10 protein-coding genes are annotated in these 16,639 nt (G+C 66.9%); 7 read left to right on the forward strand and 3 right to left on the reverse strand.

From position 1 onward, the window contains the following. Positions 1-156 precede the first annotated feature (156 nt). The 6 genes from QM470_RS00475 (at position 157) to QM470_RS00500 (ending at position 7,810) form a co-directional block, all read left to right on the forward strand. Entirely contained in the window at positions 157-867 is a 711-nt protein-coding gene (locus QM470_RS00475) for a TetR/AcrR family transcriptional regulator (protein WP_283337733.1), read from the forward strand. Next, positions 864-2,117 (forward strand): efflux RND transporter periplasmic adaptor subunit, encoded by a 1,254-nt coding sequence (locus tag QM470_RS00480; RefSeq protein WP_349307054.1) that lies wholly within the window; start codon positions 864-866, stop codon positions 2,115-2,117. The genes QM470_RS00475 and QM470_RS00480 overlap by 4 nt, the downstream gene beginning before the upstream one ends. Before the next feature lie 9 nt (positions 2,118-2,126). Beyond that, a complete protein-coding gene (locus tag QM470_RS00485) occupies positions 2,127-5,300 on the forward strand; it encodes an efflux RND transporter permease subunit (RefSeq protein WP_283337734.1) in 3,174 nt (1,057 codons plus the stop codon). Between the two features lie 47 nt (positions 5,301-5,347). Beyond that, positions 5,348-6,037, forward strand: coding sequence for a protein-L-isoaspartate O-methyltransferase family protein (locus QM470_RS00490; RefSeq protein ID WP_283337735.1), 690 nt, complete (start codon positions 5,348-5,350; stop codon positions 6,035-6,037). 14 nt (positions 6,038-6,051) lie between these two features. Beyond that, positions 6,052-6,393: a rhodanese-like domain-containing protein gene (locus tag QM470_RS00495; protein WP_218332216.1), complete on the forward strand. Its 342-nt coding sequence runs from the start codon at positions 6,052-6,054 to the stop codon at positions 6,391-6,393. Positions 6,394-6,457: 64 nt separating this feature from the next. After that, the gene (locus QM470_RS00500; protein ID WP_502846786.1) at positions 6,458-7,810 is read left to right on the forward strand and encodes a TolC family outer membrane protein; all 1,353 of its coding nucleotides are present in this window, start codon (positions 6,458-6,460) and stop codon (positions 7,808-7,810) included. 203 nt (positions 7,811-8,013) lie between these two features. Here QM470_RS00500 and QM470_RS00505 read toward each other — a convergent pair whose 3' ends face one another. Together QM470_RS00505 and QM470_RS00510 are read right to left on the reverse strand one after the other, a co-directional pair. Further along, positions 8,014-9,333 carry a 3-deoxy-D-manno-octulosonic acid transferase gene (locus QM470_RS00505; protein WP_283337736.1) on the reverse strand — a complete coding sequence of 440 codons (1,320 nt, stop codon included), beginning with the start codon at positions 9,331-9,333 and terminating at the stop codon, positions 8,014-8,016. Between the two features lie 60 nt (positions 9,334-9,393). Beyond that, positions 9,394-10,782, reverse strand: a complete 1,389-nt coding sequence (locus QM470_RS00510) for a phosphomannomutase/phosphoglucomutase (RefSeq protein ID WP_066532059.1) — start codon at positions 10,780-10,782, stop codon at positions 9,394-9,396. A 313-nt stretch (positions 10,783-11,095) separates the two neighbouring features. Between QM470_RS00510 and QM470_RS00515 the strand changes: the two genes are divergently transcribed. After that, positions 11,096-14,239 (forward strand): bifunctional diguanylate cyclase/phosphodiesterase, encoded by a 3,144-nt coding sequence (locus QM470_RS00515; protein ID WP_283337737.1) that lies wholly within the window; start codon positions 11,096-11,098, stop codon positions 14,237-14,239. Between the two features lie 340 nt (positions 14,240-14,579). Here QM470_RS00515 and QM470_RS00520 read toward each other — a convergent pair whose 3' ends face one another. Beyond that, complete coding sequence (locus QM470_RS00520) at positions 14,580-16,544, reverse strand: propionate--CoA ligase (protein ID WP_283337738.1); 1,965 nt, start codon at positions 16,542-16,544, stop codon at positions 14,580-14,582. Positions 16,545-16,639: the final 95 nt, after the last annotated feature.

Raw genomic sequence — 16,639 nt, forward strand, 5'->3', positions numbered from 1 at the left:
GCTGTTGTACACCAGCCTCAGCCGGCCGCCAGGCCTTGCCCTGCATCAAGTACGGATTTGCCTGCAGCCACCAGCGCCGCGGCAGTGTTTGACAGCGGTGCGCTGCCTTGGCTACATTAATGACCAATCAGTCATTAACTGGATCCCTACCCACCCATGCCCGACAGCAGCACCGACGCCCCACGCCGCAGCCGCCGCAAAGAAGCGCGTCCGGGTGAACTGCTGGAAGCGGCGCTGGCCCTGTTTCTGGAAAAAGGCTACGCTGCCACCCGCGTGGAGGCCGTGGCCGCCCGCGCCGGCGTGTCCAAGGGCACGCTGTTTCTGTACTTTCCCAGCAAGGAAGAACTGTTCAAGGCCGTGGTGCGCCACAGCATCAGCGGCTGCTATGCCGACTGGCAGCTGGAGCTGGACCGCTACCAGGGCAGCAGCGCCGCCCTGCTGGCACGGGCATTCGAAGTCTGGTGGCAGCAGATCGCCAGCACCCAGGCCGGCGGCATCTGCCGCCTGATGTGGGCCGAGGCGGCACATTTTCCGGAACTGGCCGCGTTCTACCGCCACGAAGTAGATGAACCCGGCCACGCCATGCTCGAACGTATCCTGCAGCGCGGCATGGACAGCGGCGAATTTCGCGCCATGCCACTGGGTGAAGCCTTGTACCTGGTGCTGACGCCGATGACCTTTGTGATGCTCTGGCAACCCACCGGCACCCTGTGCCTGCCGATGGACCATGGGCTCACGCCGCACAGCTATCTGCTATCGCAATTTCGCAACTGCCTGCGCGGCCTGCTGCGCGAGCCGGTGGATGCAGACAGCCTGCCCCTGCCCCAGCTGCATCCCACGCCACCCCTCCACACCACAGACATATGAGCTTGCTCCGCAGATCCTGGTTGCTTGGGGGCCTGATCGCCCTGGTCGTTTTGGCCCTGGGCTTCAGCGCCTGGCGGGCCGTGGTGGCCAAACGCCAGCAGCAGCAGGCCCTGCAGGCGCAGCAGCAAACGCCCGCCGCCGTGCTGCAGGCCGGCGCAGCCGACTGGACTACGCTGCAGGTGCACACCTTGCCGCTGCAGGTGCCCGTCAGCGGCAGCCTGTCTGCGGTGGACAGCGCCCTGATCAAGAGCCGTGTGGCCGGTGCGCTGCAGGACTTCACGCTGCGCGAGGGCGACAGCGTGCGCAAAGGCCAGGTTATTGCCCGCGTCGATGCCACAGACAGCGAGGCCCGCTACCGCCAGGCCCGGCTCCAGGCCGATGCCGCCCAGGCGCAGGAAGCCATCCAGTTGCGCCAGCACCAGAACAACCAGGCGCTGGTGGACCGGCAGTTCATCTCGCCCACCGCCCTGGCCACCTCCGAAGCCAGCCTGCAGGCAGCCCGCGCCAACACGGCCGCCGCCCGCGCCGCAGCGGATGCCGCGCGCAAAACGCTGGACGACACCGTGCTGCGCAGCCCCATCGACGGCCAGATTGCCCGCCGCTTTGCCCAGGATGGCGAACGTGTGAACGTGGAAGCCCAGGTGGCCGAGGTGGTGAACCTGTCCGCGCTGGAACTGCAGGCTCCACTGCCCCCCCAGGACTCGCTGCGGGTGCAGGTCGGCCAGACGGCCCTGCTGACGGTGGAAGGCGCCAGCACGCCGGTCACCGCCCGGGTGGTGCGCATCAGCCCCAGCGCCCAGAGCGGCAGCCGCGCCGTGCCGGTCTTCCTGCGCGTGCAGCCCGGGGCGGGCTTGCAACTGCGCTCCGGCCTGTTTGTGCAGGGGCTGATCGCCACCGGCACGGTACAGACCCTGGCCCTGCCATTGGATGCCGTGCGCAACGACCAGCCCCAGCCCTACATCCAGACCGTGGTGAACGGCGCCGTGGCACACCAGACCGTGCAGCTGGGCGCCCAGGCGCTGCCGGAAGGGACCGACAGCACCGCGCTGTGGGTGGCCGTCCAGGGCGCCAGCGCAGGCAGTGCCGTGCTGCGCGGCAGCATGGGGCCTTTGCCGGTGGGCACCCGCGTGCAGCTGCTGCAGCAGGGCGCGGCCGTTGCGCCCGTCGCACCCAATACACCCGGTGCGCCTGCCGCAGCCTCGGCTCCGGCTGCAGCCCCCTCCACCGCAACGACTGCGCCCGCACGCTGAAAGCCCGCCATGTGGTTCACCCGCGTCAGCCTGCGCAACCCGGTCTTCGCCACCATGGTGATGCTGGCCTTTGTGGTGCTGGGACTGTTCTCCTACCAGCGGCTCGCGGTGGACCAGTTCCCGGACATCGACTTCCCGGTCGTGGTGGTCACGGTGGAATACCCCGGCGCTTCGCCCGAGATCGTCGAAACCGAAGTCACCCGCAAGATCGAGGAAGGCGTCAACACCATTGCCGGCATCAGTTCGCTCACCTCGCGCAGCTACCAGGGCCGCTCGGTGGTGATCGTCGAATTCCAGCTGTATGTGGACGGGCGCCGCGCCGCCGAAGATGTGCGCGAGAAAGTGGCCTCCGTGCGCCCCACATTGCGCGACGAAGTCAAGGAACCGCGCGTGCTGCGCTTTGACCCGGCCGACGCCGCGGTCTGGACACTGGCCGTCCTGCCCGATGGTCCCCAGCCTCCCTCTCCCGTGCAACTGACCACCTGGGCCGACCAGGTGCTGAAAAAACGCCTGGAAAACGTGCGCGGTGTAGGCGCCGTCAACCTGGTGGGCGCCACCAAGCGCGAAATCAATATCTACCTGGACCCGGCGGCACTGGACGCCTATGGCATCACCCCGTCCCAGGTGGTGTCTGCCGTGCGCAGCGAAAACCAGGACCTGCCGGTGGGTGCCATCCGCTCGCTGCAGCAGGAACGGGTGGTGCAGATCGACGCCCGCGTGCGCAATCCCCAGGACTTTGCCGACCTGATCATCACCCGCAAGAACGGCGCCGCCATCCGCCTGGGCCAGGTGGCGCGCGTGAACGATGGCGCGCAGGAGCTGGAATCGCTGGCGCTCTACAACGGCCAGCGCACCCTGCTGCTGTCGGTACAGAAAGCGCAGGAAGAAAACACCATTGCAGTGGTCAAGGGCCTGGACGCAGCGGTGCTCGCCATCCAGGCCGAACTGCCGCCCGGCTTTCGCCTGGAAAAAGTCAGCGATTCGGCCCGCCCCATCCAGGTGGCCGTGGACAACGTGCGCCAGACCCTGATCGAAGGCGCCTTGCTGACGGTGCTGATCGTCTTCCTGTTCCTCAATTCCTGGCGCTCCACCGTCATCACCGGGCTGACGCTGCCGATTGCGCTGATCGGCACCTTCTTCTTCATGCACGCCTTCGGCTTCACCATCAACATGATCACGCTGATGGCGCTGTCGCTGTGCGTGGGCCTGCTGATCGATGACGCCATCGTGGTGCGCGAGAACATCGTGCGCCATGTGCAGATGGGCAAGACCCCGTTCCAGGCCGCGCTGGACGGCACCCAGGAGATCGGTCTGGCCGTGCTGGCCACCACCCTGTCCATCGTGGCCGTCTTCCTGCCGATCGGCTTCATGGAAGGCATCATCGGCAAGTTCTTCCACGAATTCGGCATCACCATCGTCGCGGCGGTGCTGATTTCGATGTTCGTCAGCTTCACGCTGGACCCCATGCTCTCCAGCATCTGGCACGACCCCAGCATCCACAGCGCCGGCCAGGGGCCGGGCAAAAGCCTGTATGGCCGCACGCTGGGCCGCGTCACCCATGGTTTCGAGCGCGCCACCGAAGAACTTGCCCTGCTCTACCAGCGCATCCTGGCCTGGTCGCTGGCCCACAAGCTGTGGACGCTGCTGCTGGCCCTGGGCATTTTCATCGGCTCCATCCTGCTGCTGCCCCTGCTGGGTACGGAATTCGTGCCCAAGGCGGACTTTTCGGAAACCACGGTCAAGTTCAGCACCCCCCAGGGCACCTCCCTGGAAGCCACCGAGGCCCGCGCCCACCAGGTGGAGCAGGCCATCCGCGCCCTGCCCGAAGTGCGTTACACCGTCACCACCATCAACAGCGGCAATGCCCCCAGCAAGAGCGACGCCAGCATCTACATCCGGCTGGTGGATCGCAAGCAGCGCAGCCGCAATGTGGAAGACATGGGCCGTACGCTGCGCCAGACGCTGCAGCAGATTCCGGGCATCACCGTCACCCATGTGGGCCTGCTGGATCCGGTGGGCGGGCAAAAGCAGATCGAGTTTTCCATCATGGGGGCCGATCTGACCGAGCTGGACCGGCTGAACCAGCAGCTGCTGCCCCAGCTACGGCAGATTCCCGGTCTGGTGGACCTGGACAGCAGCCTCAAACCCGACCGCCCCATGGTGGACATCCAGGTGCGGCGCGATGCGGCCTCCGACCTGGGCCTGTCCGTGGGCAGCCTGGCCACCGCACTGCGCGTGCTGGTGGCTGGCGAAACCGTGGGCAACTGGCGCGCCACCAACGACGAGACCTATGACGTCAACGTCCGCATGGCACCCGATGCCCGCACCCAGCCCAGCGACCTGGCGCGCCTGCCGTTTGCCCTGGCCGGCACCGACGGCGGCACCCAGATCGTGCGCCTGAACCAGGTGGCACAGCTGGTGGACTCCACCGGTCCCGGGCAGATCAACCGGCGCGGGCTGGCGCGCGAGGTGCAATTCACCGCCAACGTGGCGCTGCGCTCGGCCGGGGAAGTCTCGGGCGACATCCGCCGCCTGATGGACAGCGCCGCCCTGCCGCCCGGCTACCGCTGGGAATTTGCCGGATCCACCAAGAACATGAACGAATCCTTTGCCTATGCCCTGTCGGCGCTGGCACTGGCCATCATCTTCATCTACATGATCCTGGCCAGCCAGTTCAAGAGCTTTGTGCAGCCGCTGGCGTTGATGACCTCGCTGCCGCTGACGCTGATCGGCGTGGCCCTGGCGCTGCTGATGTTCCGCTCCGCCATGTCCATGTTCTCCATCATCGGCGTGGTGATGCTGATGGGCCTGGTCACCAAGAATGCCATTTTGCTGGTGGACTTTGCCATCCGCGCACGCGCCCCCCATACGGGAGAGGATGGCCAGCCCCACCCCGGCATGCCGCGCGAACAGGCCCTGCTCACTGCCGCCCGCGTGCGCCTGCGCCCCATTCTGATGACCACGCTGGCCATGGTGTTCGGCATGGTCCCGCTGGCTTTTGCCCTGTCCGAAGGCTCGGAACAGCGCGCCCCCATGGGCCAGGCGGTGATCGGCGGGGTCATCACCTCTTCGCTGCTGACCCTGGTCGTGGTGCCGGTGATGTACTGCTACATGGACGATCTGGCGAACTGGGTGCGCCGCAAGCTGGGCAATGCCCCGGCAAACCCCGCCCAGGAACCTTAGAATCGAAGATTTTGCGATATAGCCATCCCTTGTGGAGGAGACCCCCGATGACATTGCCCTATAACCGCCCGGTTGATACCTCTGACGCCAACGCTACGGCCCGCTTCCACATGGTCCAGCAACAGATCCGCCCCTGGGTGGTGCAGGATGTGCGTGTGATCGAAGCCCTGGAAACCGTGCGTCGTGAAGACTTCGTGCCGCCGGCCTCCTACGAACTGGCCTTCATGGACGTGGAAATCCCCCTGGGCGTGGCCGGTCAGACCATGCTGTCGCCCAAGGTCGACGCCCGCATGGCCAACGACCTGGCCATCCAGGCCCATGAACGCGTGTTGGAAATCGGCTCCGGCTCCGGCTACAGCGCCGCCCTGCTGGGCAAGCTGGCCAAGGAAGTGGTGACCCTGGAAATCAACCCCGAACTGGCCGAAATGGCCCGCGAGAACCTGGAATCCGCCGGCGCCACCAACGTCACCGTGCGCGTGGCCGACGGCTCCAAGGACCTGCTGGCCGAAGGCCCGTTCGACGTGATCGTGCTCAGCGGCTCGGTGGAAGTGCTGCCCGAAGCCCTGCTGGACCACCTGAAAGACGGCGGCCGCCTGGGCGCCATCGTGGGCCAGTCGCCCATGATGCGCTTCACCCTGGTCAAGCGCCACGGCAACGAGCGCATCACCACCGAACCCTGGGACATGGTCGCCCCCCGTCTGTCCGGCTTTGCCACGGCAGAACGCTTCGTGTTCTGAGAAGCGTCTGACCCATGTTCACCCGCGTCTCTCCCACGCAACTGAACGACTGGCTGGCCCAGCACCCCGGGGATCCACTTCCCCTGGTGCTGGATGTGCGCGAACCCTGGGAATTCCAGACCGCGCACGTCACCGCCGAAGGTTTTGAGCTGCTGAACCTGCCCATGGGGCAGATTCCGTCGCAACTGGCCGCGCTGGATCCCGAACGTCCCACCGCCTGCCTGTGCCACCACGGCATGCGCAGCATGCAGGTGGCGATGTTCCTGGCGCAGCACGATTTCGGGCAGGTGGCCAACATCGAAGGCGGCATCGACGCCTGGTCCCTGCAGCGCGACCCCAGCGTACCGCGCTACTGACAGACTGCCTGCCACCCGACCTGTTCGCCTTTTCCTGTCCCCCTGCCCCATCCTGAGGAGCTCCATGGTTCGCAATTTCCGGCACTCTCTGACGCACTGCGCGACCTTGGCAACTCTGCTGACGATGGGGCTGGCTGCGGCCCCTGCCGGTGCCCAAAGCCTGGTGGAAATGGTTGAACTGGCCCAGGGCTTTGATGCGCCCTGGCTGTCCAGCCGCGCCGCACTGGATGCGGCCGAACACAAGGGCGCCCAGGCCAAGTCCGGCCTGCTGCCCAGCGTGGGCGCCCAGGCCGGCGCCAACTACACCCGCACCGAGCTGCACCCCGACATTCCCGGCGTGCTGGGCAGCGCGCACCAGCAAAGCGCGGCCATCCAGGCCAGCCAGCCGCTGTACCGCCCGGCCAACACCATCGCCTACCGTCAGGGCCAGCGCAATGTGGAACTGGCCCGCGCCCAGCTGGATGCCGCCACGCAGGACCTGCTGGTGCGCGTCAGCCAGGGCTACTTCGACGTGCTGGCCGCCCAGGACACGCTGACCACCGTACAGGCCCAGAAACGCGCCGTGCGCGAGCAGCTGGAATTCGCGCAGCGCAATTTCGACATCGGCGCCGCCACCATCACCGACCAGCGCGAAGCCCAGGCCCGCCACGATCTGGTGGAGGCCCAGGAAATCGCCGCCACCAACGACCTGCAGGTCAAGCGCCTGGCGCTGGAGCAGTTGGTGGGCAAGAGCCCGCTGCAGCCCCGCCCCCTGGCACAGCCCGTGCAGCTGCCCGCCGTGCAGCCGGCCACGGTGACGCCCTGGGTGGAGCAGGCCGAAAACGACCAGCCCCTGGTACGCCAGGCCCGCCTGGCCCTGGACATGGCCGAGCTGGAAACCCGCAAGGCCGAAACCGGCCACCTGCCCACCGTCGATCTGCAAGCCAGCTACGGCGTGCAGCGCAACCCGGATGGCACCACCACCATCCCCATCAAGAACCGCATCCACCAGAGCCAGGTGGGCGTGACGCTGAACATACCGCTGTTTGCCGGCTTTGCCGTGCAAAACCGCGTCAAGGAAACCCTGTCGCTGGAAGAAAAAGCCCGCGCAGACCTGGACAACGCCCGCCGCCAGAGTGCCCAGGCCGCGCGCCAGGCGTTCTATGGCGTGCAGTCGGGCACCGGCCAGGTCAAGGCACTGGAAGCAGCCGTCGCCTCCAGCCAAAGCGCGCTGGAAGCCAACCAGCTCGGCTACCAGGTGGGGGTGCGCATCAATGTGGACGTGCTCAACGCCCAAAGCCAGCTCTACCAAGCCCAACGCGACCTGGCCCAGGCGCGCTACAACGTGCTGGTCGGCCAGCTCAAGCTGCGCCAGGCCGCCGGCCAGTTGCAGATGCAGGACATCCACGGCCTGAACCAGCTGATCGCCCGGCCCTGAAGACGGCGGCCACCATGGCCTGGGCTGCCCCGCTGTGGTACTGGCGGCCTCACCTGCTTGTGTAAATCCGGCATCCGTGCTGACCGTGGGTATGCCGCGTGGTTCACACCGCCAATGCAGCCTGGAAGCAGCACCGTCTCGATACGACCGTCATCCTATTGGGGAAGGCTGTGCACCGTGCTGAAGCGACCCCGTGTACGCCTTCAGCCCGGCGCGCCCTGCGGCCAGGCCAGCGCCAGCACAGCCTGGGCCGTGGCCTGGGCAGCGCCGCGGTGGGTGGCGGCAAAGGCCAGGGCCTGCTGCTGCATGGCCGCCAGCTGTGTGCCGTTCTGCACCAGCGTCGTGGCCTGCTGCACGGCCGCCGCCATATCTTCGACCCGCAGTGCCGCGCCGGCATTGCAGGCCTGCTCCGCCGCTTCGGCAAAGTTGAAGGTGTGCGGCCCCAGCAGCATGGGACAGCCGCAGGCCGCCGCTTCGATCAGGTTCTGACCACCCAGGCGCTCAAAGCTCCCGCCCAACAGACCGGCATGGGCTAGGGCGTAGTACAACGGCATCTCGCCCATGCTGTCGCCCAGCCAGACATCGGCAGCGGCGGGGGCATGCGCGCTGCCCTCTCCGCTCCAGCGGCTGCGGCGCGACACCGTCAGCCCTGCCTGCTCTATCAATTGCTGCACTTCGTCAAAGCGCTGCGGGTGGCGCGGCACAATCAGCCACTGCACCGGCATGCGTGCGCCCTGCCCTTCGGCATGCAGGCGCTGCACTGCAGCCAGCCACAATGCCTCTTCACCTTCGCGGCTGCTGGCCAGCAGCAGCACGGGCCGTTCGCTGGCCGCGCGCCAGACATGGCCCTGCGCCAGTTGCTGGGCATCCGGCACGGTATCGAACTTCACGTTGCCAAACACCCCGCTGACCTGCACGCCCAACTGGCGCAGGCGAGTGGCATCGTCCTCGGTCTGGGCCCAGATGGCGGCCAGCGACCGGTAGGCCGGCTGCGACAGCGCGGCCCAGCGCTGGGCGCCGGCCAGGGATTTGGCATTGAGCCGGGCATTGGCCAGGGCCACCGGCACACCGGCTTCGCGGCAGGCCGCCAATAGATTCGGCCAGATCTCGGTCTCCATCAGCACGCCGGCCACCGGCTGGAACTGGCGCACAAAACGGCGCGTGGCGCCCAGGCTGTCCCAGGGCTGCCAGACCTGGATGTCGCCGGGTCGCAGCAGTTTTTTGCCTTCCGCCCGGCCGGTGGCCGTGCCATGCGTGAGCAGCAGCTTCAAACCCGGGTGCTGGGTCCGCAGCGCCTGCAACAGAATGGCGGCGGCACGGGTCTCCCCCAGGGAGACGGCATGCACCCACAGCCACTGGCCCCGGCCTTTGGCCCCCAGATCGGCCGGGTGGTAGTGGCCGAAGCGTTCGGGAACAGCCTCGGCATAGCCGGGCTCCTGCTGGGCGCGGCGGCGCAGCTTGCGGCGCAGCAAAGGCTGGGCTGCCCAGGTCAGGGCAGCGTACAGGGAGCGAACCAGGGTCACGGGCGGCTTCGGACGTTCAGAGACAGGACAGCGGACAGGATTGCGGGCGCACAGCCGCCCTCAGTGGGCCGACGCGCCCAGCTGGGCATCGGGCTTGACGCGGCGCAGCAGCGCCAGCATCTCGCCTTCGATGCGGTGCAGCGCTTCCTGCGTCTGGCCTTCAAAGCGCAGCACCAGCACGGGCGTGGTGTTGCTGGCACGGATCAGACCGAAACCGTCCGGCCAGTCCACGCGCAGACCATCGATGGTGCTGATCACGGCCGGGGCGCTGAAAGCGCTGGAAGCCAGTTGCTGCAGCTCGGCGGACAGGCGGTGCGGTTCCCCCTCCTCACAGGCTACATTCAGCTCGGGGGTCGAGAAGCTGGTGGGCAGCGCATTCAGCACCGCGCTGGGGTCGGCGCTCTTGCTCAGGATCTCCAGCAGGCGTGCACCGGCATAGGTGCCATCGTCAAAGCCGTACCAGCGCTCCTTGAAGAAAATATGGCCGCTCATCTCGCCGCCCAGGGGTGAGTCCACTTCCTTCATGCGGGCCTTGACCAGGGAATGGCCGGTCTTCCACATCAGGGGTTCGCCGCCGGCCGCGCGGATGGCGGGCGCCAGGCGCTGCGAGCATTTCACGTCGAACAGAATCGTCCCGCCGGGCACGCGCGAGAGCACATCCTGTGCAAACAGCATCATCTGGCGGTCGGGGAAAATGGTCTGACCGTCCTTGGTGACAATGCCCAGGCGGTCGCCATCGCCGTCAAAGGCCAGGCCCAGTTCCGCGTCGGTGTCGCGCAGCGCCTGCACCACATCGCGCAGGTTCTCGGGCTTGCTGGGGTCGGGATGGTGGTTGGGGAAATCACCATCCACTTCCGAAAACAGCTCAACCACCTCGCAGCCCAGCGCGCGGAAAATACCCGGGGCCGAAGCGCCGGCAATACCGTTGCCGCTGTCCACCACCACCTTGATGGGGCGTGCCAGCTTGGCATCACCCACAATGCGGGCGCTGTAATCGGCCAGCACATCCACATGGCGGATGCTGCCGCCCGGCTGCAGCTGCCAGGATTCGGCTTCCATGGTCCGGTGCAGTGCCTGGATTTCTTCGCCATAGATCGCACGGCCGGCCAGCACCATCTTGAAGCCGTTGTAATCCTTGGGATTGTGGCTGCCGGTCACCTGGATGCCGCTCTCGCACAGCGTGGCCGCCGCAAAGTACAGCATGGGGGTGGTGCACATGCCGATATCGATCACGTTCAGGCCCACATCCACCAAACCGGCCATCAGCGCACCGCTGAGCGCAGGGCCGGACAGGCGGCCATCACGGCCCACCGCCACGGTCTTCTGCCCTTCGGCCAGCGCGGCCATGCCGAAGGCACGGCCCAGCGCGCGGGCCACTTCCTCGTTCAGGGTACTGGGGACGATGCCCCGGATGTCATAGGCTTTGAAAATCGAAGGTGCTGCGTGCACGGTGGCGTCCTTGTATTTCGGTGCAATGTGTCCCGCCCTGTCGGCAGGCTGCCGGGGCGGTAAAGCCCGGATTGTAGGCTGCGCACCACAGCCCAGGCACCAAGCAGCTGCCTGCAGCGCACTACATTTGGTTACCTGGGGCAAGCCCCGAGGGAAACCCCACCCAGATCAATGCATGATCGCGCGTCCACACCTACAGTCGCCCGCGTGACGCCCCAGGCGGCACACCACACAGAACGACAAGGCGAATGATGCAGCAGAGGGAAGAAGGCGCGATGCACACCTGCGCGCGAACCACGCGGAAGGCCCATCCATGAGCGCTTCCGACCGCAATCCACAACCCGTCCCCGCTGCCGCCGCGCGCGGAGCCTCTGCGCTGTGGACTGCCCGCGCGCTCTGGTCGCTGGCCATGGTGGCCGCCCTGCTCATCCCCTGGCTCTGGCATCTGCTGGGCCTGCCTTCCAGCCTGGGCCAGGTGCTGCGCCTGCCCGCACTGGACTGGTTGCACCTGTCCTGGCTGACCTCGCTGACACTGATGGTGCTGGCCGCCCAGCGTCTGCTGCCCGCCGCCGCAGCCCACGCCCAACATGGCGATGCACATGCCACCCGCATGGACGCCCTGTCGGCAGCCTACCGCATGCTGCCTGACCCAGCCGGCATCACCCGGGTGATGGACGGCCGTTTTCTGGACGTGAACCCCGCGTTCTGCCAGATGATGGGTCTGCCCTGGGAACAGGTGATTGGCCGCACCAACTACGAGCTGGAAATCTACGCCACCGCCCAGGAACGCCCGCGCCTGCTGGAGCACCTGAACCGCCACGGCAGCGTGGACCGCATGCCCATCTGCGTGCAAAGCGTGCCGCTGGGACGCACCGTGACCGGCCTGATCTCGGCCCGCATCCTGCCCATCGCCGGCGAAGACTGCATGATGTTTGTCTTCCGCGACACCAGCGAGGAAAAGCGCACCCACGAAGAGCTGCACGCCGTCAACGGCCTGCTGCAGCAGGCGGGCCACCTCGCCCAGTTGGGTGTATGGGAAGACACCAAGGGCTCGGGCCTGGTCTACTGGTCCGAGGTCTGCTACGACATCCATGGGCTGCCCCGCAACGCGCCGCTGCCGCGGGAGTACATCAACACCTTTGTGGCGCCCGCCTGGCGCGGGCTGATGCGCGACAAGATCAAGCACTGCCTGCGCACCAAGAGCGACTGGAGTGCCGAGATCGAAATCATCCGCGCCGACGGCCGCATGGCCTGGATGCGTTCGCGCGGCGAGGTGATCCTGGACGCCCAGGGCCAGGTCACCGGCCTGCGGGGCGTGATGCAGGACATCGACGGCGCCAAGCGCATCCAGGAAAGCCTGCGCCAGTCCGAAGTGCGCTTCGAGCGCATCTTCGAGCTGGTCTCCACCCCCATGGCCCTGGCCCAGTGCCATGACGGCAGCTTCAAGACTGTCAACACCGCCTGGGAAGACCTGTTCGGCTACACGCGCTACGAATGCATGGGCAAGAACGCCGAATCGCTGGGCCTGCTGGCTCCCGGGCGCTGGAAGGAAATGCCCCATGGCGACACCCAGAACGCCGTCCACCAGGAAGCGCGCCTGACGGCCCGTGACGGCCGCCCGCTGACGGTGCTGTATTCGCTGCGCCGGACCCATTTCTTCGACGGCGACTACTGGCTGGTGTCGGTGCTGGACATCACCGACCGCAAGGCCGAGGAAGAGCGCCTGCGCGAGAGCGAGGCCCTGATTGCGCTGACGCTGTCCGCCGCCGCGCTGGGCCGCTGGGACTGGAACCTGGCCACCGGCATGATCTCGGGCGACACCCAGTGGCGGCGTCTGAACGGCATCGAATCCGACCACACGCCCACCGCCCTGGGCGAACGCATGGACCGGCACTGGACCGAGCTGCTGGCCACCAGCGACATTCCCAGCATCAATGCCGAGCTGCTGCGCCACATTGACGAACCGGGAGATGCGCCGTTTGACGCCACCTGGCGCACCTCCGAGACCGAACCCGGCCGCTGGCTGCGCAGCGTGGGCAAGATCGTCGATGTGGACGGCCATGGCCGCCCCGTGCGCATGCTGGGTGTGACCCAGGACGTGACCCACCAGCGCGAACAGACCCATGTGCTGGAGCAGATGGCCCATTTCGACGCCCTGACCGGTCTGGCCAACCGCCTGCACCTGACAGCGCGCCTGAAGGACAGCACCCGCATCGCCCGCCATGACGCCGGTCAGCTGGGCGTGGTCTATATCGACCTGGACGGCTTCAAGCCCATCAACGACCGGCTGGGCCACGATGTCGGCGACCAGTTGCTGGTGCAGGTGGCCAAACGCCTCAAAAGCGCGCTGCGCTCTCAGGACTGCGTGGCCCGCCTGGGTGGCGATGAATTCGTCATCCTGCTCAACGGGCTGGAAAGCCGGCCGCACTGCGAAGCCCTGCTGGACCGCATCATGCAGCGCCTGGCCGCCCCCTACATCCTGGGCGCGGACACGGCCCGCATCACGGCCAGCATGGGCTACACCCTCTACCCCGAGGACGATGCCGACGAAGACACGCTGCTGCGCCATGCCGACCAGGCCATGTACCAGGCCAAGCAATCGGGGCGCAACTGCGTACGCGCCTTCGACTCCGTCACCGAACGCCAGATGCGCGCCCAGCAGGCCGACACCCTGCGCGTGCGCGAAGGGCTGGAACGCGGCGAATTCACCCTCTATCTGCAACCCAAGGTGGACATGGTGCGCAACCGCCTGGTGGGCGTGGAAGGGCTGGCACGCTGGAACCACCCCACACGCGGCGTGCTGGCGCCCGATGCCTTCCTTCCGCTGGTGGAAGGCTCTCCGCTGGAAATCCCCTTCGGCGAATGGGCGGTGCGCGAGGCCATCCAGACCATTGCCCAGTTGCGCGCCCAGGGGCTGGAAGTGCCGGTCAGCGTCAACATCTCGGCAGGCCATCTGCAGCAGCCCGGGTTCGCGCACTGGCTGATCACCGAGCTGACCCTGCACCCCGAAGTTCCGGCCCGCCTGCTGGACCTGGAAATCACCGAAAGCGCGGCCTTGCAGGACATCACCCACGTGGCCAAGGAGCTGGAGCAGCTGCGCGCCGTGGGCATCACGGTCTCGCTGGACGACTTCGGCACCGGCTACTGCTCGCTGACCTATCTGCGCCAGCTGCCGCTGGACACCCTCAAGATCGACCAGAGCTTTGTGCGCGACATGCTGGACGACCAGAGCAACCGCACCATCATCCAGGGCGTGGCCGGTCTGGCTGCCTCGTTCGGCTACGAGGTGATTGCCGAAGGTGTGGAAACGCGGGAGCAAAGCCAGCTGCTGCAGACGATTGGCTGCGCGGTCGGCCAGGGCTACTTCTTTGCCCGTCCCATGCCGGCGGCGCAGCTGCCGCAGTGGCATGCACTGTGGCAGGCCAGCGCCATGGCGGCCGACACGCTGCCCGCCTGAAGCACCGATCCGGTCTCCTTGCGCCCCCCGCGCCAAGGTCAGACAGGCCCCTAGCAAGGGCAAATAGGGCTGCGCTGCAACAGCCATCGAGAAGTGCATCGTGCGCCTGCGTCCGGCAGAGCGAATGGCCGACGCGCTTCCTCCGTGCACCACGCGCCCCGCTGGCGCCATGGCCGCCAGCGGCCCCCACCTCTCCCAGGCCGTGTCCTTTGCACGCCTGCCGGCAGAGCCCATGCACACCGCCAGCAGGTAAAGCGCGATGCGCCCTAACAAAAAAGCCCCGGACGCAGTGCCCGGGGCTGCCAAGGCGTTGCAGGCAACGCCAGAGTGCAAGCGGACTTCAGCCCTGCAGGACCAATTCCTTGACCTGCTGCAGTGCGCCCGGGTCTTCCATGGTCGTCAGATCGCCCGGGTCGCGGTGCTCGGCCACGGCCTGCAGCGCGCGGCGCAGCAGCTTGCCGCTGCGCGTCTTGGGCAAGGTGGTGACAAACAGCACGCGCGACGGGCGGGCCACGGCCCCCAGCTGGCCGTCGACCTGCTTCATCACCTCGGCTTCCAGCTTGCTGCGCTGCTCGGCGGTCTCCACGCTGCGCGGGTCACGCACCACGGCAAAGGCCATGGCGGCCTGGCCCTTGAGCTTGTCGGCCACCCCCACCACCGCCACTTCGGCGATCGCTGGATGGCCGGAGATGCTCTCCTCGATCTCGCGGGTGCCCAGGCGGTGCCCGGCCACATTGATCACGTCATCGGTGCGCCCCAGGATGAAGTAATAGCCGTCGGCGTCGCGGATCCCCCAGTCGAAGGTGCTGTAGACCATGCGGCCGGGAATGCTCTTCCAGTAGGTGTTCACAAAGCGCTCGTCGTCGCCCCACACGGTCTGCAGGCAGCCCGGCGGCAGCGGACCTTCGATGGCCAGCACGCCCTTTTCGTTGGCACCGGTCAGCTCCTGGCCCGTGGCCTCGTCGATCAGCTTGACGTTGTAGCCGTACACCGCCTTGCCGGGACTGCCAAAGCGGCTGGCCTGCTTTTCCACGCCGTTGCACAGCGTCATGATGGGCCAGCCGGTCTCGGTCTGCCAGTAGTTGTCCACAATGGGCACGCCGATGGCGCTGCTGATCCACTGTGCCGTGGGCTCGTCCAGCGGCTCGCCGGCCAGCCACAGCGCCTGCAGGCTGGACAGGTCGTACTTGGTCAAAAAGGAAGGATCCTGCTTCTTGAGCACCCGGATCGCCGTGGGCGCCGAGAACATGTGCGTGACCTTGTACTTCTCGACAATGCTCCACCAGATACCGGCATCCGGGCGCACCGGCAGGCCTTCGTACAGCACCGTGGCCATGCCGGCAATCAGCGGGGCGTAAATGATGTAGCTGTGCCCCACCACCCAGCCGATGTCGCTGGTGCAGAAATAGGTATCGCCCGGCTTGCCATGGAAGATGTGGTCCATGCTGGACGCCAGGGCCACCGTGTAGCCGCCGGTGTCACGCTGCACCCCCTTGGGCTTGCCGGTGGTGCCGCTGGTGTACAGGATGTAGCTGGGGTCGGTGGACTGCACCCAGGTGCAGGGGATCTGGGCATCCAGGTGCAAGGCGCGCAGCGCGGCCCAGTCGTGGTCGCGGCCGGCCTGCATCTGCATGGGGGCCAGGCCGCGGTTGACCATCAGCACGGCGTCGGGCTTGTGGCCGCTCAGCTGCAGCGCCTCGTCCAGCAGCGGCTTGTAGGCCACCACACGGCCGCCGCGCGATCCGGCATCGGTGCTGACAATGACCTTGGGCTGGGCGTCGTCAATGCGCGAGGCCAGCGAACCCGAGGCAAAGCCGCCGAACACCACCGAGTGGATGGCCCCCAGGCGCACGCTGGCCAGCATGGCAAACACGGCCTCGGCCACCATGGGCATGTAGATCTGTACGCGGTCGCCCTTTTGCACGCCGAACGACTGCAGCACCGCCGCCATGCGCTGTACCTCGGCATGCAGCTCGCCATAGGTGTAGGTGCGCTCGGTATCGGTTTCGGTGGAAATGGCAATCAGCGCGGGCTGGTCCTGGAGCGCCGGCAGATGGCGGTCCAGCGCGTTGTGGCACAGATTGGTCACGCCATCGGGAAACCAGCGTGCAAACGGCGGGTTGCTGTAGTCCACCACTTCGGTGGGGGCAATTTTCCAGTCCACCAGCTTGGCCTGTTCGGCCCAGAAGGCATTGCGCTCGGAGTCGGAAATCGAGCGGGCGTGGAAATCTGCAAACGTGGTCATGGTTGTTGTCTCCTGCTTCGGATGCCGCCTGCACCAGGCGACCTGTAGTTCTGCATTCATAATTATGAGAACCCCCTCTTGCAGCCAACTGACACGCCCACCGATAGGTGCAGAAAGCCACCACCGCAGCGAATCCAGCGCGGCCCCCTGTCCGC

The sequence above is a fragment of the Comamonas sp. 17RB genome (assembly GCF_030056555.1).
GTDB classification, from domain to species: Bacteria; Pseudomonadota; Gammaproteobacteria; order Burkholderiales; family Burkholderiaceae_C; genus Comamonas; species Comamonas terrigena.